The 22,553-nt window shown below is 72.0% G+C and carries 17 protein-coding genes; 16 read left to right on the forward strand and 1 reads right to left on the reverse strand.

Annotated features, from left to right (window positions below; all coding sequences use genetic code 11):
* Positions 1-330: 330 nt before the first annotated feature.
* The 16 genes from rsmH (at position 331) to BX285_RS14090 (ending at position 18,878) form a co-directional block, all read left to right on the forward strand.
* A complete protein-coding gene (rsmH, locus tag BX285_RS14015) occupies positions 331-1,305 on the forward strand; it encodes a 16S rRNA (cytosine(1402)-N(4))-methyltransferase RsmH (protein WP_097238270.1) in 975 nt (324 codons plus the stop codon).
* 156 nt (positions 1,306-1,461) lie between these two features.
* Positions 1,462-1,968 (forward strand): septum formation initiator family protein, encoded by a 507-nt coding sequence (locus BX285_RS14020; protein WP_257032825.1) that lies wholly within the window; start codon positions 1,462-1,464, stop codon positions 1,966-1,968.
* A gap of 128 nt (positions 1,969-2,096) precedes the next feature.
* Positions 2,097-4,154, forward strand: coding sequence for a penicillin-binding protein 2 (locus BX285_RS14025; RefSeq protein WP_257032826.1), 2,058 nt, complete (start codon positions 2,097-2,099; stop codon positions 4,152-4,154).
* 6 nt (positions 4,155-4,160) lie between these two features.
* A complete protein-coding gene (locus BX285_RS14030; protein ID WP_121175300.1) occupies positions 4,161-5,813 on the forward strand; it encodes a UDP-N-acetylmuramoyl-L-alanyl-D-glutamate--2,6-diaminopimelate ligase in 1,653 nt (550 codons plus the stop codon).
* Entirely contained in the window at positions 5,810-7,213 is a 1,404-nt protein-coding gene (gene murF / locus BX285_RS14035; RefSeq protein ID WP_097238272.1) for a UDP-N-acetylmuramoyl-tripeptide--D-alanyl-D-alanine ligase, read from the forward strand. Before BX285_RS14030 ends, murF begins: the two co-directional genes overlap by 4 nt.
* Positions 7,210-8,274, forward strand: coding sequence for a phospho-N-acetylmuramoyl-pentapeptide-transferase (mraY, locus tag BX285_RS14040; protein ID WP_078588656.1), 1,065 nt, complete (start codon positions 7,210-7,212; stop codon positions 8,272-8,274). The genes murF and mraY overlap by 4 nt, the downstream gene beginning before the upstream one ends.
* Positions 8,271-9,710, forward strand: coding sequence for a UDP-N-acetylmuramoyl-L-alanine--D-glutamate ligase (gene murD, locus BX285_RS14045; protein ID WP_121175301.1), 1,440 nt, complete (start codon positions 8,271-8,273; stop codon positions 9,708-9,710). Before mraY ends, murD begins: the two co-directional genes overlap by 4 nt.
* Before the next feature lie 116 nt (positions 9,711-9,826).
* The gene (ftsW, locus tag BX285_RS14050; RefSeq protein WP_097238275.1) at positions 9,827-11,167 is read left to right on the forward strand and encodes a putative lipid II flippase FtsW; all 1,341 of its coding nucleotides are present in this window, start codon (positions 9,827-9,829) and stop codon (positions 11,165-11,167) included.
* A 6-nt stretch (positions 11,168-11,173) separates the two neighbouring features.
* Entirely contained in the window at positions 11,174-12,280 is a 1,107-nt protein-coding gene (gene murG / locus BX285_RS14055) for an undecaprenyldiphospho-muramoylpentapeptide beta-N-acetylglucosaminyltransferase (RefSeq protein WP_097238276.1), read from the forward strand.
* Complete coding sequence (locus BX285_RS14060) at positions 12,273-13,049, forward strand: cell division protein FtsQ/DivIB (RefSeq protein ID WP_121175302.1); 777 nt, start codon at positions 12,273-12,275, stop codon at positions 13,047-13,049. Before murG ends, BX285_RS14060 begins: the two co-directional genes overlap by 8 nt.
* A 363-nt stretch (positions 13,050-13,412) precedes the next feature.
* Positions 13,413-14,648, forward strand: coding sequence for a cell division protein FtsZ (ftsZ, locus tag BX285_RS14065; RefSeq protein WP_097238278.1), 1,236 nt, complete (start codon positions 13,413-13,415; stop codon positions 14,646-14,648).
* Complete coding sequence (gene pgeF, locus BX285_RS14070) at positions 14,645-15,376, forward strand: peptidoglycan editing factor PgeF (protein WP_179852904.1); 732 nt, start codon at positions 14,645-14,647, stop codon at positions 15,374-15,376. Before ftsZ ends, pgeF begins: the two co-directional genes overlap by 4 nt.
* Positions 15,376-16,182, forward strand: coding sequence for a YggS family pyridoxal phosphate-dependent enzyme (locus BX285_RS14075; RefSeq protein WP_097238279.1), 807 nt, complete (start codon positions 15,376-15,378; stop codon positions 16,180-16,182). Before pgeF ends, BX285_RS14075 begins: the two co-directional genes overlap by 1 nt.
* Before the next feature lie 298 nt (positions 16,183-16,480).
* Positions 16,481-17,095: a cell division protein SepF gene (locus tag BX285_RS14080; RefSeq protein WP_097238280.1), complete on the forward strand. Its 615-nt coding sequence runs from the start codon at positions 16,481-16,483 to the stop codon at positions 17,093-17,095.
* A 98-nt stretch (positions 17,096-17,193) separates the two neighbouring features.
* Positions 17,194-17,475: a YggT family protein gene (locus BX285_RS14085; protein ID WP_030060143.1), complete on the forward strand. Its 282-nt coding sequence runs from the start codon at positions 17,194-17,196 to the stop codon at positions 17,473-17,475.
* A 59-nt stretch (positions 17,476-17,534) separates the two neighbouring features.
* A complete protein-coding gene (locus tag BX285_RS14090) occupies positions 17,535-18,878 on the forward strand; it encodes a DivIVA domain-containing protein (protein WP_097238281.1) in 1,344 nt (447 codons plus the stop codon).
* A 180-nt stretch (positions 18,879-19,058) separates the two neighbouring features.
* Here BX285_RS14090 and ileS read toward each other — a convergent pair whose 3' ends face one another.
* Positions 19,059-22,187 (reverse strand): isoleucine--tRNA ligase, encoded by a 3,129-nt coding sequence (ileS, locus tag BX285_RS14095; RefSeq protein ID WP_097238282.1) that lies wholly within the window; start codon positions 22,185-22,187, stop codon positions 19,059-19,061.
* Positions 22,188-22,553 lie beyond the last annotated feature (366 nt).

The raw sequence follows: 22,553 nt of genomic DNA on the forward strand, positions 1-22,553 counted from the left end.
GCGATGATCCGTACCGCCGCCCGGGTGGTGCGCCGGAGCGGACCATTGACTGGCGAGACCCGCGCGATAGAGTTTGCGGCGCAGTGGAGCACACCCGCCGGAGCCCGTCAACCGGGCGTTCCCGGCCGGTGCGGCCCGGTCGACGCGGTCCGTGGCCTCCACCCGCTCCGTGCCACCTGGCGCACCTTCCCCGGCGCCGGGCGGTCACGATCTTCCCCTTGAGCGGGCGGGGACCACGGGCCGCTTCGTCGTGCCGGGGGGCGGTGGGCGAGAATGGTCGCAGCTCCCGGACGTCGGGCTGCTCCGCACCGAGGAAGGGCGCCGCCGCGCATGACCACCAACGAACCGGGCCCCAAGCACGTCCCGGTGATGCTGCAGCGGTGCATGGACGCACTGGCCCCGGCGATCTCGCGCCCCGGTGCCGTGGTGGTGGACGCCACCCTCGGCCTCGGCGGGCACAGCGAGGCGCTGCTCACCCAGTTCCCCGAGGTCCGGCTGATCGCGGTGGACCGCGACCCGCAGGCGCTGAAGCTGTCCGGCGAGCGGCTGGCCCCCTTCGGCGACCGGGCCACCCTGGTGCACGCCGTGTACGACGAGATCCCCGAGGTGCTGGAGCGCCTGGGCATCGACCGGGTGGACGGCGTCCTGTTCGACCTCGGCGTCTCCTCGATGCAGCTGGACGAGGCGGACCGCGGCTTCGCGTACGCCCAGGACGCGCCGCTGGACATGCGGATGGACCAGACCCGCGGGATCAGCGCGGCCGAGGTGCTGAACACCTACAGCCACGGCGAGCTCGCCCGGATCCTCAAGTTCTACGGCGAGGAGCGGTTCGCCGGGAAGATCGCCTCGGTGATCGTGCGGGAGCGGGCGAAGGAACCGTTCACCACGAGCGCGCGTCTGGTCGAGTTGGTGCGCAACGCGATTCCGGCGGCGACCCGTCGCACCGGCGGGAACCCGGCCAAGCGGACGTTCCAGGCGCTGCGGATCGAGGTCAACGGCGAGCTGGAGGTCCTGGACCGGGCGATCCCCGGGGCCTTGGACGTCCTCACGATCGGCGGTCGGATGGTCGTGATGTCGTACCAGTCGCTGGAGGACCGCCTGGTGAAGCAGTACTTCGCCGCCGGGGCGACCAACACGGCCCCACCGGGGCTGCCGTTCATCCCGGAGGAGCACCAGCCCTGGCTCAAACTGATCACCCGCGGTGCCGAGCTGGCCACCGAGGAGGAGATCGAGGAGAACCGGCGCGCCGCGCCCGTACGGCTGCGGGTGGCGGAGAGGATCAGGGACCGAAGCAAGCGGGGCTGACGAACCGGCCCGGCGGGGTCCGAAGGGCGGAGGAAAGCGGTGGGGCCGGTGGCCGGTGAGGTCCGGGCGGGGCGGGGAGGACTCCCCGGACAGGGCAGGGCACGCATCACGGTCCGGCCGGGGAAGCGCCCGGTCCGGGGGCGCACGCCGTTCGCGGTGCTCATCGTGGCGCTGCTCGCGGCGGGGCTGTTCGGGCTGCTGGCACTGAACACGGCGCTCAACGAGGGCTCCTTCGAACTGTCCCGGCTGCAGAAGCAGACCACCAAGGCGACCGACGAGCAGCAGAGCCTCCAGCACGAGATCGACCAGAGCTCGGCGCCGGACGCGCTGGCCAAGCGCGCCGCCGAGCTGGGCATGGTCCCGGCCGGCGGGATGGCCTTCCTGGACGTGCCGAACGGCGGCAAGGTGATCGGCACCCCGGGGCCGGCGCAGGACAGCCCGCCCGTCAAGCGTTCGACGGCCGAGCCCTGGCCGACGAAGACCGTTCCCGGCGCTCCTCAGCCGGGCGCCGGGCAGTCGCCGGCTCCGCAGGGCGCACCGCCGGCACCGGCCCCGCCGGCCGCTCCGCAGACCACGCCGACGGCGGCGGCCTCGGCCGGCGACTCGGTGATCCAGCTCAACCCGGCCTCGCCGGCCCAGTCGAATGGGGGTGCGGGTCGGTGAGCGAGTGGAACGAGCGAAAGGGCACGCCTCGTCAGCCCGCCGGGGGCTCCGGTTCGGGCTCGGGCAGCGGCCGCCGACCGGCACCCCGGGGCGCCGCGCCGCGCGCCCAGTCCGGCAAGGGACAGCCCGTGAAGGGACAGCCCGCCCGCAGCCAGTCGGCCAAGGCGCAGCCCGCCAGGACCGCCGCCGCCCGTACCCCGCGGGCGCCGCAGCCGCGCCGCTCCGAGGAGCGTCCGGCGGCCCGCAGCCAGGCGGCGGTGCGGCCGCTCCCGAGGACCCGGCCGGCGCTGCGCCCCAAGGCGCTCAAGCTGGCCGAGCCCAAGCGCCGCCTGCGGGTGATCACCGTGGCGATGTCGCTGGTGTTCTCGGTCTTCGCGGGCCGCCTGGTCCAGCTCCAGCTGGTGGACTCCGATGCGCTGGCCGCCGACGCCAACACCAACCGCTACCTGAACATCCCGATCACCGCCGAGCGCGGCTCGATAACGTCCGCGGACGGCGTGGCGCTGGCCGCCACCGTCGACGCGTACGACATCACGGCCGACCCGGCGATGTTCACCCCGGAGGCGACCGGCATCCCGGACGCGCCGGAGCAGGCGGCCGCGCTGCTGTCGCCGATCCTCGGGCTGTCCAAGGAGAAGATCGCCGCCGACCTGCACACCCCCAAGACCCGCTACAAGCGGCTCGCCGCCCAGCAGACCCCGGCCGCCAAGAACCAGATCAGCGACCTCAAGTCGAGCCTGGAGAAGCAGGCCGGCTCGCGGGCCTGCCAGCTGCAGAAGAAGCTGCTGGGCAAGCCCGCCGACCAGGGCGGGCGCACCCGGGTGGACAACGAGTGCGCCAACCCGCTGGCCGGGGTGTTCAACCGGGAGACCCAGAAGCGCGTCTACCCCGCCGACGGGCTGGCCGCCAACCTGGTCGGCTTCGTCAACGGCGAGGGCGCGGGCGCCGGCGGGCTCGAACTGCAGTACCAGCAGCAGCTGGCCGGCAAGGACGGGCACAGCAGCTACGCCCAGGCGGGCGGGCGGCTGGTGCCCACCGCCGGCGGCTCGATGGACCCGGCCGTGCCCGGCAGCGACGTCAAGCTGACCATCAACCGGGACATCCAGTGGGCCGCCCAGCGGGCGATCACCGACCAGGTGGCCAACTCCGGCGCGGAGAAGGGCTACGTCGTGGTCCAGGACGTGAAGACCGGCCAGGTCCTCGCGATGGCCACCGCGCCCGGCTTCAACCCGAACGACCTGAGCCTGTCCAAGCAGGCCCAGCTGGGCAACCCGGCCCTGGTCGACGCGTACGAACCGGGCAGCACCGCCAAGCTGATGAGCCTGGCCGCCGTGCTGGACTCCGGCAAGGCCAACTGGGACACCAAGGTCACCGTGCCGAACCGGCTGGTGCGCGCCGGGCAGCAGTTCAAGGACGACGTCGAGCACGGCGACTGGTACCTGACCCTGGCCGGGGTGCTGGCCAAGTCCTCCAACATCGGCACCATCGAGGCGGTCGAGACCCTCGGCGACGGCAACCAGCTGCAGGCGAACAAGGTGCTGGACGGCTACATGCGCAAGTTCGGCGTCGCCCAGCCGACCGGCCTGAACTTCCCCGGGGAGACCGCGGGGATGCTCAAGAAGCCGGAGGACCTGGTCGCCTCGGAGAAGTACAACATCTCCTTCGGCCAGGGCCCGCTGCAGATGAACGCCCTCCAGGCCACCTCGGTCTACTCCACCATCGCCAACGGCGGGGTGCGGGTGGCGCCGAGCATCGTCCAGGGCGTCACCGGCCCGGACGGCAAGTACAGCCCGACGGCGGCGGGCGAGCAGACCCGGGTGGTCAGCCCGGAGACCGCCAAGACCCTCACGTCGATGCTGGAGTCGGTCGTCGACGACGAGCAGGGCACCGGCGGCAAGGCCGCCATCCCCGGCTACCGGGTCGCCGGGAAGACCGGCACCGCCAACCGGGGGGCCGCCGACGGCAAGGGCTACGACGGCTACACCGCCTCCTTCATCGGCTTCGCCCCCGCCGACGCCCCCCGGGTGACCGTCTCCTGCACCCTCCAGGGGCCGGTCAACGGCCACTTCGGCGGCCAGCTGTGCGGGCCGGTGTTCAAGCAGGTGATGGAGTTCACCCTGAAGACCCTGCAGGTCCCGCCGAGTGGCAGCCAGGCGCCCAACCTGCCCGTCGAGTGGAAGCCGTGAGCGAGGATGAGCGACGAGCGGGGCGGGCCGGACGACGGCGCGGCGAGGGGCCGGTTTGGCCCTGGACGCCCTTCGACGGATAGCCTTCCCGCCGTGCCGAAACCCGATCAAACCACCGTGAGTCCGCCCCGCCCGACCGGGAGCGCCGCTCTGCCGCTCGCCGAGCTGGCCCGCCGGCTGGGCCTGGCGCCCGTCGAGGGCGGCGCCGTGCGCGGCGTCACCCACGACTCCCGGGCGGTCCGCCCGGGCGACGTGTACGTGGCCTTCCCGGGCGCCAACCACCACGGCGCGGCCTTCTCGGCCAAGGCCGCGGAGGCCGGCGCGGTGGCCGTGCTCACCGACCCGGCCGGCGCCGAGCTGGCGGCCGGCACCGGCCTGCCGCTGCTGGTCGTGGATCGGCCGCGGGCCGTCATGGGCGAGCTCGCCGCCATCGTCTACGGCCGCCCCTCGGAGCGGCTGCTGATGATCGGGCTGACCGGCACCAACGGCAAGACCACCACCTCGTACCTGGTCGAGGGCGGCCTGCGCGGCGCCGGGCGCACCCCCGGCGTGATCGGCACCGTCGAGATGCGGGTCGGTGAGGAGCGGATCAAGAGCGAGCGCACCACCCCCGAGGCCACCGACCTGCACGCGATCCTCGGCGTGATGGCCGAGCGCGGCGCCGACGCGGTGACCATGGAGGTCTCCAGCCACGCGCTGGTCTTCGGCCGCACCGACGGCGTCGCGTACGACGTCGCGCTGTTCAACAACCTCACGCCGGAGCACCTCGACTTCCACCCGGACATGGAGGACTACTTCCAGGCGAAGGCCCGGCTCTTCCAGCCCGGCAAGTCCCGCCACGGCGTGGTCAACCTGGACGACGAGTACGGCCGCCGGCTCGCCGCCGAGGCCAAGATCCCGGTGACGACCTTCTCCGCCGCCGGCGCCCCGGAGGCCGACTGGCGGGCCGTCGACGTCCAGCTCGGCCCGGTCGGCTCCACCTTCCGGGTGCTCGGCCCGGACGGCGCCGAGGCCGACGCCGCCGTGCCGCTGCCCGGCCCCTTCAACGTCGCCAACGCGCTCGCCGCGATCACCGCGCTGGTCGCCGCCGGGCTGCCGCTGGAGCGCGCCGTGGCCGGCGTGGCCGCCGTCCCCGGCGTGCCGGGCCGGCTGGAGCGGGTGGACGCCGGACAGCCGTTCGTGGCCGTCGTCGACTACGCGCACAAGCCGGACGCCCTGCGGGCCGTCCTCGGCTCGCTGCGCGAGGTCACCAAGGGCCGGCTGCACGTCGTCGTCGGCTGCGGCGGCGACCGCGACCCGCACAAGCGCGGCCCGATGGGCGACATCGCCGCCCGCCTCGCCGACACCGCCCTGCTGACCAGCGACAACCCGCGCAGCGAGGACCCGCTGGCGATCCTCGCCAGCATGCTGACCGGCGCCGCCGCGGTGCCCGAGGCCGAGCGCGGGGACGTCCTGGTCGTCCCCGACCGGGCCGAGGCGATCCTGCTCGCGGTCGCCCGCGCCCAGGCCGGGGACACCGTGCTGGTGGCCGGCAAGGGCCACGAGCTCGGCCAGTACGTACGAGACGAGATCCGCCCCTTCGACGACCGGGAGGTGCTGCGCGAGTCCATCGCGCGGACCACGGCCGCGCGGGGCGACCGAGGAGTAGAGCAGCAGTGATCGCACTGACCCTCGCCGAGGTGGCCGCCGCAGTCGGAGGCACCCTGGACGGCGCGGACCCGGACGTCCTGGTCACCGGCCCGGTCGAGGTCGACTCGCGGAAGGTGAGCCCCGGCGGCCTGTTCGCGGCCTTCGTCGGCGAGCACGTGGACGGCCACGCGTACGCGGCCACCGCGGTCGAGGCCGGCGCCGTCGCGGTGCTGGCCTCCCGCCCGGTCGGCGTGCCCGCCGTCTTGGTCGACAGTGTGGTGGAGGCGCTCGGCAGGCTGGCCCGTACCGTGGTCGCCCGCGCCGAGAGCACCGCCGTGGTCGCGCTGACCGGCTCGGCCGGCAAGACCAGCACCAAGGACCTGATCGCCCAGCTGCTGCAGCGCCACGGCGAGACCGTCTACCCGCCCGGCTCGCTCAACAACGAGATCGGCCACCCGATGACCGCGCTGCGGGTCGAGGCCGGCACCCGGCACCTGGTCATGGAGATGGGTGCCCGGCACAAGGGCGACATCGAGTACCTGACCTCGATCACCCCGCCCCGGATCGGCGTGGTGCTGAACGTCGGCACCGCCCACGTCGGCGAGTTCGGCTCCAAGGAGGCGATCGCCGAGGCCAAGGGCGAACTCGTCGAGGCGCTGCCCGTCGACGGGGCCGCGATCCTCAACGCGGACGACCGGCTGGTGCGCGCGATGGCCTCCCGCACCAAGGCGAAGGTGGTCCTGTTCGGGGAGTCCCCGGACGCCCACGTCCGGGCCACCGACGTTCGCCTGGACGCCACCGGACGGCCATCCTTCACGCTCACCACCCCAGCCGGTTCCGCGCCCGTGCAGCTGCGCCTGTACGGTGAGCACCACGTCTCGAACGCCCTCGCCGCCGCCGCGGTGGCGGTGGAGCTCGGGATGTCCGTCGACGACACCGCCGCAGCCCTGGGCGAGGCGGGTGCGCTGTCCCGCTGGCGCATGGAGGTCGTCGACCGGGCCGATGGTGTCACCGTCGTCAACGACGCCTACAACGCGAACCCCGACTCGATGCGGGCCGCGCTGCGGGCGCTGGTCTCGATCGGGGGGCGCGGCCCGGAGCGCCGCCGCACCTGGGCGGTGCTCGGCGAGATGCGGGAGCTCGGCGAGGAGAGCCTGGCCGAGCACGATGCCATCGGGCGCCTCGCCGTCCGGCTGGACGTCACCAAACTGGTGGCGGTCGGCGGACGCGAGGCGGCCTGCATGGAACTCGGCGCGAGGAACGAAGGTTCGTGGGGTGAGGAGTCGGTGCTGGTGTCCGACGCGGACGCGGCGGTCGAGTTGCTGCGCAGTCAGCTGCGGCCGGGGGATGTGGTCCTGGTGAAGGCGTCCCGTTCGGTGGGGCTGGAGAAGGTGGCCGAGGCGCTCCTGGCGGACGGTGCTGCCCGATGATGAAGCAGATCCTCATCTCCGGGATGATCGGCCTGATCCTCTCGCTGGTCGGCACGCCCGCCCTGATCAAGCTGCTCGCCCGGCAGGGCTACGGCCAGTACATCCGCGACGACGGGCCGAAGGCGCACCACAGCAAGAAGGGCACGCCCACCATGGGCGGCATCGCCTTCATCCTGGCGACCCTGATCGCGTACTTCGGCACCAAGGCGATAACGGGCGAGCCCCCGACCGCCTCCGGGCTGCTGGTGCTCTTCCTGACCACGGGCCTCGGCCTGGTCGGTTTCCTGGACGACTACATCAAGGTGGTCAAGCGCCGCTCGCTGGGCCTGCGGGCCAAGGCGAAGCTGGCCGGCCAGTCCATCGTCGGCCTCGTCTTCGCCGTCCTGGCGCTGCAGTTCCACGACGACCGCGGGCTCAGCCCGGCCTCCCAGTCGCTGTCCTTCGTGCGCGACTTCAAGTGGTCGATCGGCCCGGTGCTGTTCGTCATCTTCGCGTACTTCATGATCGCGGCGACCTCGAACGGCGTGAACCTGACGGACGGTCTGGACGGTCTCGCCACCGGCGCCTCGGTGATGGCCTTCGGTGCCTACACCTTCATCGGCGTCTGGGAGTACGGGCAGAGCTGCGCCTACTTCCTCTCCGCCACCAACGCCTGCTACGACGTCCGCGACCCGCTGGACCTCGCGGTGGTCGCCGCCGCTCTGATGGGCTCCTGCTTCGGATTCCTGTGGTGGAACACCTCGCCCGCCAAGATCTTCATGGGTGACACCGGCTCGCTCGCCCTCGGCGGCGCCCTGGCCGGTCTGGCGATCTGCTCCCGCACCGAGCTGCTGCTGATCCTGCTCGGCGGCCTCTTCATGATCATCACGCTGTCGGTGATCATCCAGGTCGGCTCCTTCCGGATGACCGGCAAGCGCGTCTTCAAGATGGCGCCACTGCAGCACCACTTCGAACTCAAGGGCTGGAGCGAGGTCCTGGTCGTGGTCCGCTTCTGGATCATCCAGGGTCTGTGCGTGGCCGTCGGCCTCGGCCTCTTCTACGCGGGATACCGGACCGGATGACGAACCCTGACTTTGTGAACCTGCCCGTCGTGGTCGCCGGCCTCGGCGTCTCGGGCATCAGCGCCGCGCGCGTCCTGAACGGGCTCGGCGCCCGGGTCACCGTGGTCGACGGCGGCAGCGGGCCGGGCCTGGCGGCCCGGGCCGCCGAGCTGGAGGCGCAGGGCGTCGCCGTGCGCCTCGGCGACGGCGCCAGCCTGCCCGAGGGCACCGAACTGATCGTCACCTCGCCCGGCTGGGCGCCGGACAGCCCGCTGTTCGCCGCCGCCGAGGCGGCCGGGGTGCCGGTCTGGGGCGACGTCGAGCTCGCCTGGCGGCTGCGCAAGCCGCTGCCGGGCACCGGCGAGCCCGCCCCCTGGCTGGCCGTCACCGGCACCAACGGCAAGACCACCACCGTCCAGATGCTCGCCTCGATCCTCACCGCCGCCGGCAAGCGCACCGCCGCCGTCGGCAACGTCGGGGTCTCGGTGCTGGACGCGGTGCTCGCCGAGGAGCCGTACGACGTCCTCGCCGTCGAGCTCTCCAGCTACCAGCTGCACTGGGCGCCCTCGCTGCGCCCGTACTCGGCGGCGGTGCTCAACCTGGCGCCCGACCACCTCGACTGGCACGGCTCGATGGAGGCGTACGCCGCCGACAAGGGCCGGATCTACGAGGGCAACGTCGTCGCCTGCGTGTACAACCTGGCCGACCCGGCCACCGAGGCGCTGGTCATGGAGGCCGACGTCGAGGAGGGCTGCCGGGCGATCGGCTTCGGCCTCGGCGCGCCGAGCCCGTCGAACTTCGGCGTGGTGGACGGGCTGCTGGTGGACCGGGCCTTCGTCGAGGACCGGGCCAAGAACGCGGCCGAGCTGGGCGCCGTCGAGGACGTCAACCCGCCGGCCCCGCACAACATCGCCAACGCGCTCGCCGCAGCGGCGCTGGCCCGGGCGTACGGCGTCGAGCCGAAGGCCGTCCGCGAGGGCCTGCGGGCCTTCCGCCCGGACGCCCACCGGATCGCCGAGGTCGGCGTGGTCCGCGAGGTCACGTACATCGACGACTCCAAGGCCACCAACACCCACGCCGCGGCCGCCTCGCTGGCCGCCTACCGGCCGATCGTCTGGATCGCCGGGGGCCTGGCCAAGGGCGCGACCTTCGACGACCTGGTCCAGGGCGCGGCCGAGCGGCTGCGCGCGGTCGTGCTGATCGGCGAGGACCGGGCGCTGATCCGGGAGGCGCTGGAGCGACACGCTCCGGATGTGCCGGTGATCGAGGCGGCCGCGGGCCAGACTGGCGCGGTGGCGATGACCGAGGTGGTCCGCACGGCCGCGTCGCTCGCCCGATCGGGCGACACGGTGCTGCTGGCTCCGGCCTGCGCCTCGATGGACATGTTCACCAACTACGGCGAGCGCGGCGACCTGTTCGCCGCGGCCGTCCGGCAGCTGGCGGACTCCGGGGAGTAGGCCGAGAGGCCGCACCGGGGCGAGTGAGCCGCAGGGTCGGGTCCGGAGCGACCCGGAGGCGAACGAGCCGTACGAAGGGGAGAACGGTGGCGGGGCAGGGCAGGGCGGATTCCGGCATGGGGAAGCAGGACGCCGCCGAGCCGTGGCGAGTGATCTCCGCCACCACGACCAAGTACAAGTCGGCCGGTCCGCTGGCCCGCGTCCAGGCCCTCCGGGCCCGGGTGCGGTACTGGCTGGACCGGCCGCTCACGCCGTACCTGCTGGTCGTCGGCAGCACGCTGCTGCTGGTCGTGCTCGGGCTGATGATGGTCTTCTCGGCCTCGCAGATCCTCGCCCTGAACCAGCACCACGCCGCCCAGTACTACTTCCTCAAGCAGCTGGTCGCGGCCATCCTCGGCCTCGTCCTGCTGATCGGCTTCGCCTCCGTGCCCGTCGCGGTGCTGCGGGTGATCGTCTACCCGGTGATGATCGGGGTGATCGGCGCGCTCACCCTGGTCGCCGTGCCCGGCATCGGGGTGCGGATCAACGGCAACCAGAACTGGCTGGATTTCGGCTTCTTCCAGTTCCAGCCTTCCGAGTTCGCCAAGCTCGCGCTGGTGCTCTGGGGGGCCGACCTGCTCGCCCGCAAGCAGAAGGCGGGCACCCTGAACTCGTGGAAGCACCTGCTGGTGCCGCTGGTGCCGGGCGCCCTGCTGCTGCTCGCGCTGATCATGTTCGGCGGCGACATGGGCACCTCGATGATCCTGGTGGCCATGGTGTTCGCGCTGCTCTGGATGGTCGGCGCACCGCTGCGGCTGTTCGTGGCCACCCTCGGGGTGGCGGTGGTGGTCTGCACCGCCCTGGTCGTCACCGTCCCGCACCGGGCGGAGCGCCTCGGTTGCATCGGCGTCACCAAGCTCGACCCGGAGGGCGCCTGCTTCCAGGCCCTGCACGGCGTCTTCGCGTTCGCGAACGGCGGCGGCTTCGGTACCGGCCTGGGCGCCGGCGTGGAGAAATGGGGCCAGCTGCCCGAGGCGCACACCGACTTCATCTTCGCCGCGACCGGCGAGGAACTGGGCCTGGTGGGGACGCTGTCGGTGATCGGTCTCTTCGCGGCACTAGGCTACGCGGGTATCCGTGTGGCCATCGGCACGAAGGATCCCTTCGTCAGGTACGCCGCGGGAGCCGCCACCACCTGGATCATGGCGCAGGCCATGATCAACCTGGGGTCGGCGCTGGGACTGCTGCCCATCGCGGGCGTCCCGCTCCCGCTGTTCTCCTACGGCGGTTCCGCCATGCTGTCGGCCATGTCCGCGATCGGTGTGCTGCTGTGCCTGGCACGCAGCACCTCGGGCGCGAAGGCGGCCCTGGCCGCCCGGAGCAAGAACTCCCGGATCAGGAAGCGACTGGCCCGGGTGCTGCCACGACGACGAACCACAGCGCGCCCGGCCCCCGGGCCGGCACGCAGGGAGCGGTGAATTTCGGTGCATGTCGTACTCGCCGGCGGGGGGACCGCCGGTCACATCGAGCCGGCCATGGCCCTCGCGGACGCACTCCGCAGGCACGACCCGTCCATCGGGATCACCGCCCTGGGCACCGAGCGCGGTCTGGAGACCCGACTGGTACCCGAGCGCGGCTACCAGCTGGAGCTCATCCCGGCCGTTCCGCTGCCCCGCAAGCCCACCCCGGAGCTGATCACCGTCCCCGGCCGGCTGCGCGGCACCGTCCGGGCCGCTCAGGAGATCATCGAGCGGGTCAACGCGGACGCCGTGGTCGGCTTCGGCGGCTACGTCGCGATGCCCGCCTACCTGGCCGCCAAGCGGGCCGGCGTGCCGATCGTGGTGCACGAGGCGAACGCCCGCCCCGGGCTGGCCAACAAGATCGGCGCCCGCTACAGCGACTTCGTGGCCGTCTCCACGCCCGACAGCAAGCTGCGCGACTCCCGCTACATCGGCATCCCGCTGCGCCGGACCATCGCCACCCTGGACCGCAACGCGGCCCGCCCGGAGGCCCGGCAGTACTTCGGCCTCGACCAGCGGCTGCCGACCCTGCTGGTCTCCGGCGGCTCCCAGGGCGCGCGCCGACTCAACGAGGTGGTCACCGCGATCGCTCCGCGGCTCCAGCAGTACGGCGTGCAGATCCTGCACGCGGTCGGCCCGAAGAACGAGCTGCCGCAGGTCGCGGACGTCCCCGGGATGCCGCCGTACCGCCCGGTGCCGTACCTCGACCGGATGGACCTCGCGTACGCGGCGGCCGACATGATGCTCTGCCGGGCCGGCGCCATGACGGTGGCCGAGCTGGCGGCCGTCGGCCTGCCCGCCGCCTTCGTGCCGCTGCCGATCGGCAACGGCGAGCAGCGGCTGAACGCCCAGCCGATGGTCAAGGCCGGCGGCGGCCTGCTGGTGGACGACGCCGAGCTGACCCCGGACTGGGTGCTGCAGAACGTGCTGCCGGTGCTCACCGACCCGCAGCGGCTGTGGGACATGAGCCGGGCGGCCGCCGAGTTCGGCCGCCGGGACGCCGACGACCTGCTGGTCGGCATGGTCTACGAGGCCATCCAGGCCCACCGCGGCGGTCGCCGCCGTGGCTGACGGCCGGCTCGCCGACCCTCTGGAGGAGGAGCTGGAGGGCGAGGAGTCCGCTCCCCGCCTCCGGCTCTCCCGGCGGGGCATCGTGGTGCTGAGCGTGTTCGGCGCCGCGGTGCTGGGCGGGCTGGCCTGGCTGGTGTTCCTCTCGTCGGTCCTGGACGTGCGCAGCGTCGCCGTCCAGGGCACGAGCGACGACAAACTGACGGGCCCGCAGGTCCGCGACGTGATCGGCGGGCTCGGGCACGGCCCGCTGGCCCGGGTGGACCTGGACGACGTCCGGCGCCGGGTGGAGGCGATCCCCCGGGTGGCGAAGGCCGAGGTGTGGCGCGGCTGGCCGCACACCCTGCAGGTGAAGGTCGTCGAGCGCAAGGCGGTGGCCGCCGTCAAGGGGGATGACGGCCGGTTCACCCAGGTGGATGCCGCGGGCGTGAGCTTCGCCACCGAGGCGGCTCCGCCGGAGGGCGTGCCGGTGGTGGAACTGCGGCTCAGTCAGCAGGCGAATGACGTGGACGGCGTGATTTCCCGTCCGCAGTTGGTGCAGGGCGCGGTGGCGGTGGCCGCCGGGCTCCCGCCGGAGGTCGCCAAGCGGGCCGGAGCGGTGCTCGTGCATTCGTACGACGACATCGAGCTGCAGCTCAGCGGGGGTGCGACGGTGCGCTGGGGGAGTCCGGAGCAGAACGACCGCAAGGCCCGGGTGCTGGTGGCGCTGATGAATCAGAAGGGTACGAACTTCGATGTGACCGCACCGGAGGCGCCGGCGGTGTCGGGATGATCCGGTAGGTTCTGTGCCTGAGGGAGGGGTTGACGCCTCGAAGTGTCGGCCCGACCCTTGGTGGTCACCCCGGTTTCATATGCCGGCCGATGATCACATAGGCTCAAAAGAAAAAGGGAAGCTCGGCGTGTTCGTTGAAACGCGTGCCCGGGGCGACCTAGTGTCCTGTGTCACCAGACTGTGCCCTTTGGTGATGTGACGGAGGCACAGGACTAACCCTAAAGGTCAAGTTTAGGGTTGGGGTCGGCGGTCGGCATTTCGGACATTCAGTCAGAAACCAGGCTCCCTACCCATCGACATCCGTCGGAACGGACCCTCGCCGGGCCGGGCCGACCCGGAAATTCGAGGCGAGAGGCCTTCGACGTGGCAGCACCGCAGAACTACCTCGCAGTCATCAAGGTCGTCGGAATCGGCGGCGGTGGTGTCAACGCCATCAACCGGATGATCGAGGTCGGTCTCAAGGGCGTCGAGTTCATCGCGATCAACACCGATGCGCAGGCCCTCCTCATGAGCGACGCCGACGTCAAGCTCGATGTGGGCCGTGAACTCACCCGGGGCCTCGGCGCCGGCGCCAACCCCGAGGTGGGCCGCAAGGCCGCCGAGGACCACCGCGAGGAGATCGAGGAGGTCCTCAAGGGGGCCGACATGGTCTTCGTGACCGCCGGTGAAGGCGGTGGCACGGGCACGGGCGGCGCGCCCGTCGTCGCCAACATCGCGCGCTCGCTGGGTGCCCTGACCATCGGCGTGGTCACCCGCCCCTTCACCTTCGAGGGCCGGCGCCGGGCCAACCAGGCCGAGGACGGCATCGCGAGCCTGCGCGAAGAGGTCGACACCCTCATCGTGATCCCCAACGACCGGCTGCTGTCCATCTCGGACCGCCAGGTCAGCGTGCTCGACGCGTTCCGCTCGGCCGACCAGGTCCTGCTCTCCGGTGTCCAGGGCATCACCGACCTGATCACCACCCCGGGCCTGATCAACCTCGACTTCGCCGACGTCAAGTCCGTCATGTCGGACGCCGGCTCGGCGCTCATGGGCATCGGCTCGGCCCGCGGCGAGGACCGCGCCAAGGCCGCCGCCGTGATGGCGATCTCCTCGCCGCTGCTGGAAGCCTCGATCGACGGCGCCCGCGGCGTGCTGCTCTCGATTTCGGGCGGCTCCGACCTCGGTCTGTTCGAGATCAACGAGTCGGCCCAGCTGGTCAGCGAGGCCGCCCACCCCGAGGCCAACATCATCTTCGGTGCGGTCATCGACGACGCGCTCGGCGACGAGGTCCGGGTCACCGTCATCGCGGCCGGCTTCGACGGCGGGCAGCCGCCGGCGATCGTCCGCGACCCGGTGGTCAAGTCGACCGCCCCGGAGCGCCCGGCCACCCCGCCGGCCTCCCCGGACCGCCCGGCCGGCCGGCCCTCGTACGGGAGCATCGGCTCGGTGACCTCCCGTTCGGAGACGGAGACCCCGGCCGCCGCGCCGAGCCGGTCGACCGAGAGCTCGGCCACCACGACCGCCGCCGCCCCGGTGCCGCCGCAGGTGCAGCCGGCCCGCCAGCCCTTCGTGGAGAGCCCGGCGGAGGAGCTCGACGTCCCGGACTTCCTTAAGTGATCGATCACGCAGTACATGCGGGTGCTCACTTCGCCTTCACCGACCGGTGGGGCGGGGTGAGCACTTCGCCGTACGGGGAGCTCAACCTCGGCGGTGCGGTGGGGGACGACCCGGAGGCCGTCCGGGAGAACCGGGCGCTCGCCGCCCGGGAGCTGGGACTCGAACCGGCCGACGTGGTGTGGATGAACCAGGTGCACGGCGCCGAGGTCGCCGTGGTGACGGAGCGCCAGCCGCTGGGGCAGGCCCCGACGGTGGACGCAGTGGTCACCGACCGACCGCTCGCGCTGGCGGTGCTGACCGCCGACTGCACGCCGGTACTGCTGGCCGACCCGGTGGCGGGCGTGGTGGGCGCGGCCCACGCGGGCCGGCCCGGGCTGGCGGCCGGGGTGGTGCCCGCGGTCGTCCGGGCGATGGTCGACCTGGGCGCCGAACCCGGACGGATCGTCGCCGCCGTCGGGCCCGCCGTCTGCGGCAGCTGCTACGAGGTGCCCGCCGAACTGCGGGCCGAGGTGGCCGCCGTGGTGCCGGCGGCGTTCGCCGAGACCTCCTGGGGGACGCCGGCCCTGGACGTGCCGGAGGGAGTCGCGGCCCAGCTGGCCGCGGCGGGGGTCAGCGAACCGATGAGATCACCGGTCTGCACCCTCGAATCCGCCGATCACTACTCCTATCGCCGCGAGCAGCGCACCGGCCGGCTCGCGAGCTACGTCTGGTTGGGCTCTGATCACTGATGACGAACGACATCTTCGGAACGTTCCCCGGCCGGACCGCCGGCGTTCCCGACCGGAGTTGGCTGGACGCGCTGACCGAGGGCCAGCGGGCCAGGTACGAGGAGCTCGGGACCAACCTCGACGTGGTCGAGCGCCGGATCGCGGACGCCTGTGCGGCCGCCGGGCGCGCGCGGGACGAGGTCACCCTGATCGTCGTCACCAAGACCTACCCCGCCGAGGACAGCGCGCTGCTGGCCGGGCTGGGTGTGACGGACGTCGCGGAGAACCGCGACCAGGACGCCGCGCCCAAGGCGGAGCAGTGCAGAAACCTTCCTCTTGACTGGCACTTCGTCGGACAGCTGCAGACCAACAAGGTCCGCTCGGTCGTCCGGTACGCGAACCACGTGCACTCGGTGGACCGGCTGCGGCTGGTCGAGTCGCTCTCCGCGGCGGTGCTCAAGTCGGAGCGCCCGGAACTGGGTTGCCTGGTGCAGGTGGCGCTGGACAAGGAGCACGGCGAGGGCGAGCACCGCGCCGGGGTCGCGCCGGAGGACGTCGAGCGCATGGCCGACGCGATCGCCGACACGCCCGGGCTGCGGCTCGACGGTGTGATGACCGTCGCTCCGCTCGCCGGTCCGCTGGCCGGCGACCCGGCCCGGGCCTTCGATCGGCTGGCGGAAATCGCAAGCGCCGTACGGGCGGCCCATCCTGCTGCCACCATGGTCTCCGCAGGGATGAGCGGCGACCTTGAGCAGGCGATTGCCGCCGGGGCGACACATGTGCGCGTCGGAACGGCGGTACTCGGAGTGAGGTCACCCCTCAGGTAACGTCACCGGGTAAGTAGATCAGACTGCAGGACAAAATAGGACAGAATCTAGCAGCTCCCAGGAGCGCTAGCGAACCGTGGATCGCAGCTCCGCGGCCCCCACTCCATGAACCCTGACAGGCCGTCGGCCTGACGCGCCGTCGTGGGGGGACCGCGGAATCCGCAGGCAGGGCCGTACGGCCTGACCGCCGGGACGGTCTGCACGGAGCGAGCGGAGCGAGCGACCATCGGAAGGTGCGCGCTCCGCGAGGCAGCCACCGAGCGTCAGCGAGGTGGCCATGAGCGGAGGAGACAGGAGCATGGCCGGCGCAATGCGCAAGATGGCGGTCTACCTCGGCCTCGTGGAGGACGAGACGTACGACGGCCAGGGGTACGACCCCGACGACGACTACGACGCGGACCCCGAGCCGATCCGGACCGGCCAGCGGACCGAGGACATTCCCCGGCCGGCCGCCCCGGCCGCCGCCGCGCCCGCCCCGGTCTCCTCGATCACTCCGCAGCCGGTGCCGGCGGCGGTGCCGATCCGGCAGGAGACCCCGAGGATGGCCCCCGTGTCGTCCATCACACCCGAACGCCGCCACAACCTGGAGAAGAGCGCCCCGGTGATCATGCCCAAGGTAGTGAACGAACGAGAGCCCTACCGCATCACCACGCTGCACCCCCGGACCTACAACGAGGCCCGTACCATCGGGGAACAGTTCCGTGGCGGTACCCCCGTGATCATGAATCTGACCGAGATGGACGACACCGACGCGAAGCGGCTCGTAGACTTCGCCGCTGGACTCGTCTTCGGTCTGCACGGCAGTATCGAGCGCGTGACACAGAAGGTGTTCCTGCTGTCGCCTGCTAACGTCGATGTCACGGCGGAGGACAAGGCTCGGATCGCCGAGGGTGGGTTCTTCAACCAGAGCTGACCCGGCCACGACTTTACGTGTGGATCTGATCAACAGTGGTTGGCGACAGGTGACGAGCGGTGGGCCCCAGGGCCCGGGACCGGGGAGAGGGAAACGCGATGGACATCGTGTGGGCGGTGCTCTACTACGCCCTGACCGTCTTCCTGGTGTTCCTGCTCGTACGGCTGGTCATGGACTGGGTCTTCCAGTTCGCGCGTTCGTGGCGGCCCGGCAAGGCCATGGTCCTGGTCCTGGAGGCCACGTACACTGTCACGGATCCGCCGCTCAAGCTTCTTCGGCGGCTCATTCCGCCGTTGCGTTTCGGGGGCGTGGCGCTCGACCTGTCCTTCTTCGTACTGATGATCATTGTGTATGTCCTGATCTCGCTTGTGCACCCCTAGTCGTAGGTGAGCGATGCGACAGGATGCCGGTGTGCCGACGATCACGTTGAGGTGAAGAGATGCCATTGACCCCCGAGGACGTTCGGAACAAGCAGTTCACGACCGTCCGCCTGCGTGAAGGCTATGACGAGGACGAGGTCGATGCCTTCCTCGACGAGGTCGAGGCGGAGCTGACCCGCCTCCTCCGGGAGAACGAGGACCTGCGCGCCAAGCTGGCCGCCGCGACTCGTGCCGCCGCGCAGAACCAGGCCAACCTGCGCAAGGAACCGCAGCAGGACGCCCCCCGTCAGGGCGGCGCTCCGGTTCCGGCCGCCATATCCGGCCCGCCGGTCCCCGGCCAGCAGGGCCCGGGCGGCCCGCAGCAGATGGGCCACGGTGGTCCGCAGCAGATGGGTCCGGGTGGTCCGCAGCAGATGGGCCCCGGCGGCCCGCAGCAGCAGATGGGCAACCAGCCCCTCGGCCTGCCCGCCGGCTCCGCGCCGCAGCTCCCGGCCGGCGGCCCGCAGCAGCAGATGAACCAGACCATGGGCGGCCAGCAGCAGCTGGTCCAGCCGATGGGCGGTCAGATGCTGCAGCCCATGGGCGGCCCCGGTGGCCCGCAGCCGATGGGCAACCCGATGGGCCAGGGCATGGGCCAGCAGCAGATGCAGCAGATGGGTGGCCCGATGGGCGGCCCGCAGCAGATGGGCGGCCCCATGGGCGGCCCGATGCAGCAGCAGGGCCCCGGTGGCGACAGCGCCGCCCGCGTGCTCGCGCTCGCCCAGCAGACCGCCGACCAGGCGATCTCCGAGGCCCGTTCCGAGGCCAACAAGATCGTCGGCGAGGCGCGCAGCCGGGCCGAGGGCCTGGAGCGCGACGCCCGTGCCAAGGCCGACGCCCTGGAGCGGGACGCGCAGGAGAAGCACCGCGTCGCGATGGGGTCGCTGGAGTCCGCGCGGGCCACGCTGGAGCGCAAGGTCGAGGACCTGCGGGCGTTCGAGCGTGAGTACCGCACGCGTCTGAAGTCGTACCTGGAGACCCAGCTGCGTCAGCTGGAGTCGCAGGCGGACGACTCGCTCGCGCCGCCGCGGATCCCCGCCACCGCGTCGCTGCCGCCGGCGGCCTCGTCGATGGCGCCGGCCGGTGCCGGGGCGATGACCTCCGGTGCACCGTCCTTCGGTGGGAACCAGCCGTCGTTCGGGGGCAGCTCGCCGTCGTTCGGTGGGCAGAGCTCCTTCGGCGGGAACTCGCCGGCGCCGAGCTTCGGCGGGCAGCAGAACGGTGGCAACAGCGGGGCTCCGCAGATGCAGCCGGCCGGGATGACCCAGCCGATGGCGGCGGTCCGTCCGCAGCCGCCGCAGCCGATGCAGCAGGCTCCGGCGCCGATGCGAGGCTTCCTGATCGACGAGGACGGCGACAACTGAGGTTGTAGTACGGCCTTTTGAGGGCGTCCCCTCTCTGACCTTCGGGTTGGGGAGGGGACGCCTTTTTGGTGTGCTCGGAGGTGGGGCCGGATGGGGGCGGGGGGCGGGAGGGGAAGAGGGCGGGGAAATGCGGAACCGCCGCCCGGCTGGGGAGCTGGGCGGCGGTTCGCGGGGTACTGGTCAGGCCTTGCGGAGTTGGAAGGTGAGGCCGAGGGAGTCGTCGGTGAAGGCTTCGGAGGTCCAGTCGGCTGCGCCGGCGGCGAAGTCGGTGGCGAGGACCTCCTCGGCGACGAGGGGGCCGTGTTCGGCGATGGCCTCGGCGGTCTCCTCCGAGGTGGCGCGCCAGCGGAGGACGATGCGGTCGGCGACGTCCAGGCCGGAGTTCTTGCGGGCCTCCTGGATCTGGCGGATGGCGTCGCGGGCGACGCCGAGGCGCTTGAGCTCCGGGGTGATGGCCAGGTCGAGGGCGACGGTGGCGCCGGACTCGTTGGCGACGGCCCAGCCCTCGCGCGGGGTCTCGGTGATGATCACCTCGTCGGGAGAGAGGGTGATCGTCTCGCCGTCGAGGTCGACGCTGGTCTCACCGGTGGCGCGCAGGTCGGCGGCGAGCCGGGCGGCGTCCGCGGCGGCGACCACCTTGGCGACGTCCTGGACGCCCTTGCCGAAGCGCTTGCCCAGCGCACGGAAGTTGGCCTTGGCGGTGGTGTCGACCAGCGATCCGCCGACCTCGGCCAGGGATTCGAGGGCGGCCACGTTGAGCTCCTCGGCGATCTGCGCGCGCAGGTCGGCGGGCAGCTCCTCCCAGCCCTGGGCGGCGACCAGCGCGCGGGAGAGCGGCTGGCGGGTCTTCACACCGGACTCGGCGCGGGTGGCCCGGCCCAGCTCGACCAGGCGGCGGACCAGCGCCATGTGCTTGGAGAGCTCGGTGTCGATCAGGGCCTCGTCGGCCTCCGGCCAGGCGGCCAGGTGGACCGAGGCCGGGGCGTCCGGGACGACCGGGACGACCAGGTCCTGCCAGACCCGCTCGGTGATGAACGGGGTCATCGGGGCCATCAGGCGGGTGACCGTCTCCAGAGCCTCGTGCAGGGTGGCGAGCGCGGCGGCGTCGCCCTGCCAGAAGCGGCGGCGGCCGCGGCGGACGTACCAGTTGGACAGGTCGTCGACGAAGCCGGAGAGCAGCTTGCCGGCGCGCTGGGTGTCGTACGCCTCGAAGGCGGCGTCGACCTCGCGGACCAGGGTGTTCAGCTCGGAGAGCACCCAGCGGTCCAGCTGCGGGCGGTCGGCCGGGGCCGGGTCGCTCGCGGAGGGCGCCCAGTTCGAGGTGCGGGCGTACAGGGCCTGGAAGGCGACGGTGTTCCAGTAGGTGAGGAGGGTCTTGCGGACCACCTCCTGGATGGTGCCGTGTCCGACCCGGCGGGCCGACCAGGGCGAGCCGCCGGCCGCCATGAACCAGCGGACGGCGTCGGCACCGTGCTGGTCCATCAGCGGGATCGGCTGCAGGATGTTGCCCAGGTGCTTGGACATCTTGCGGCCGTCCTCGGCCAGGATGTGGCCCAGGCAGACGACGTTCTCGTAGCTGTTCTTGTCGAAGACGAGGGTGCCGACCGCCATCAGCGTGTAGAACCAGCCGCGGGTCTGGTCGATCGCCTCGGAGATGAACTGCGCCGGGTAGCGCTTCTCGAACAGCTCCTTGTTCTGGTACGGGTAGCCGTACTGGGCGAAGGGCATCGAGCCCGAGTCGTACCAGGCGTCGATCACCTCGGGCACGCGGGTGGCGGTGCCGCCGCAGTCGCGGCAGGCGAAGGTCACCTCGTCGATGTACGGGCGGTGCGGGTCGAGGCCGCTCTGGTCGGTACCGGTGAGCTCGGACAGCTCGGCCAGCGAGCCGACGCAGGTGAGGTGGCCCTCCTCGCAGCGCCAGATCGGCAGCGGGGTGCCCCAGTAGCGGTTGCGGCTGAGCGCCCAGTCGATGTTGTTGTTCAGCCAGTCGCCGAAGCGGCCGTGCTTGACCGTCTCCGGGAACCAGTTGGTGGCCTCGTTCTCGCGGATCAGCGCGTCCTTGACGGCGGTGGTCCGGATGTACCAGGACGGCTGCGCGTAGTAGAGCAGCGCGGTGTGGCAGCGCCAGCAGTGCGGGTAGCTGTGCTCGTACGGCAGGTGGCGGAAGAGCAGGCCGCGCTCCTTGAGGTCCGCGACCAGGGCCTCGTCGGCCTTCTTGAAGAACTGGCCGCCGACCAGGGGGACTTCGGGGGCGAAGGTGCCGTCGGCGAGCACCGGGTTGACCACCGGCAGGCCGTACTTGCGGCAGGTCGCGAGGTCGTCCGCGCCGAAGGCGGGGGACTGGTGGACGATGCCGGTGCCGTCCTCGGTGGTGACGTAGTCGGCGTTGAGGACGTAGTGCGCGTTCTCGATCTCGACCAGGTCGAACGGGCGCTGGTAGGCCCAGCGCTCCATCTCGGCGCCGGTGAAGGACTCGCCGGTGGTCTCCCAGCCCTCGCCGAGGGCCTTGGCGACCAGCGGCTCGGCGACGACCAGCTTCTCGGTGCCGTCGGTGGCCACCACGTAGGTGACCTCGGGGTGGACGGCGGCGGCGGTGTTGGAGACCAGGGTCCACGGGGTGGTGGTCCAGACCAGCAGGGCGGCCTGGCCGGCCAGCGGGCCGCTGGTCAGCGGGAAGCGGACGAAGACCGAGGGGTCGACGACGGTCTCGTAGCCCTGGGCCAGCTCGTGGTCGGACAGGCCGGTGCCGCAGCGCGGGCACCAGGGGGCGACCCGGTGGTCCTGGACGAGCAGGCCCTTGTCGAAGATCTGCTTGAGCGACCACCAGACGGACTGGACGTAGGACGGGTCCATCGTCCGGTAGGCCTCGTCCAGGTCGACCCAGTACCCCATGCGGGTGGTCAGCTCGGCGAAGGCGTCGGTGTGGCGGGTCACCGAGTCACGGCACTTGGCGTTGAACTCGGCGATGCCGTACGCCTCGATGTCCTGCTTGCCGGAGAAGCCCAGCTCCTTCTCGACGGCGAGCTCCACCGGGAGGCCGTGGCAGTCCCAGCCGGCCTTGCGGGCGACGTGGTAGCCCTTCATGGTCCGGAAGCGGGGGAAGACGTCCTTGAAGACGCGGGCCTCGATGTGGTGGGCGCCGGGCATGCCGTTGGCGGTCGGCGGGCCCTCGTAGAAGACCCACTCGGGGCGGCCCTCGGACTGCTCCAGGCTGCGCTGGAAGATCTTGTTGTCCTGCCAGAAGGAGAGGATCTGGTGTTCGAGGGCGGGGAGGTCCACCTGTGCGGGGACGGAGTTATAGGTGGTCATCGCGGGCGTCTACCTCCGGCGGATGCTGGGACTGGATCCTCCGGAGGGACGAGACGGCCGGGCCGCCCCGCGGTACCACCCTCCTTGGCCGCGGTGCTGCGTTCGCGGCCCTCTTGTTTGGGCTTGCTGCCGGGTCTAGTGGGCCGCTGCGGGCTTCGCGGCGGCCGTTCTTCCGGCGGCTCCGGGGTGATCTTCCCGCCGTGCACACCCCCGGGCTCGCACCGTCCCCGGGTCGCTGGTGGCTGCGTACGTCGGTACTCGTCCCATCTGCGCCTTGCAGGGCCAGTGTATCGGCCGGGCGAGTCGGTTTGTCCAAACCGTTTCGGGCGGGCGGGCGCCCGGGGGTGCGGCGGGGCTGGTCAGGCG

This window comes from Streptomyces sp. 1114.5 (genome assembly GCF_003635085.1).
Classification (GTDB): Bacteria; Actinomycetota; Actinomycetes; order Streptomycetales; family Streptomycetaceae; genus Kitasatospora.

Coding starts and splice junctions, on each gene's coding strand:
- BX285_RS14080 (WP_097238280.1), top strand. CDS start 16,481: ATGGCCGGCGCAATGCGCAAGATGGCGGTCTACCTCGGCCTCGTGGAG.
- mraY (WP_078588656.1), top strand. CDS start 7,210: ATGATGAAGCAGATCCTCATCTCCGGGATGATCGGCCTGATCCTCTCG.
- BX285_RS14090 (WP_097238281.1), top strand. CDS start 17,535: ATGCCATTGACCCCCGAGGACGTTCGGAACAAGCAGTTCACGACCGTC.
- BX285_RS14075 (WP_097238279.1), top strand. CDS start 15,376: ATGACGAACGACATCTTCGGAACGTTCCCCGGCCGGACCGCCGGCGTT.
- BX285_RS14085 (WP_030060143.1), top strand. CDS start 17,194: ATGGACATCGTGTGGGCGGTGCTCTACTACGCCCTGACCGTCTTCCTG.
- ileS (WP_097238282.1), bottom strand. CDS start 22,187: ATGACCACCTATAACTCCGTCCCCGCACAGGTGGACCTCCCCGCCCTC.
- BX285_RS14030 (WP_121175300.1), top strand. CDS start 4,161: ATGAGCGACGAGCGGGGCGGGCCGGACGACGGCGCGGCGAGGGGCCGG.
- murD (WP_121175301.1), top strand. CDS start 8,271: ATGACGAACCCTGACTTTGTGAACCTGCCCGTCGTGGTCGCCGGCCTC.
- rsmH (WP_097238270.1), top strand. CDS start 331: ATGACCACCAACGAACCGGGCCCCAAGCACGTCCCGGTGATGCTGCAG.
- ftsW (WP_097238275.1), top strand. CDS start 9,827: ATGGGGAAGCAGGACGCCGCCGAGCCGTGGCGAGTGATCTCCGCCACC.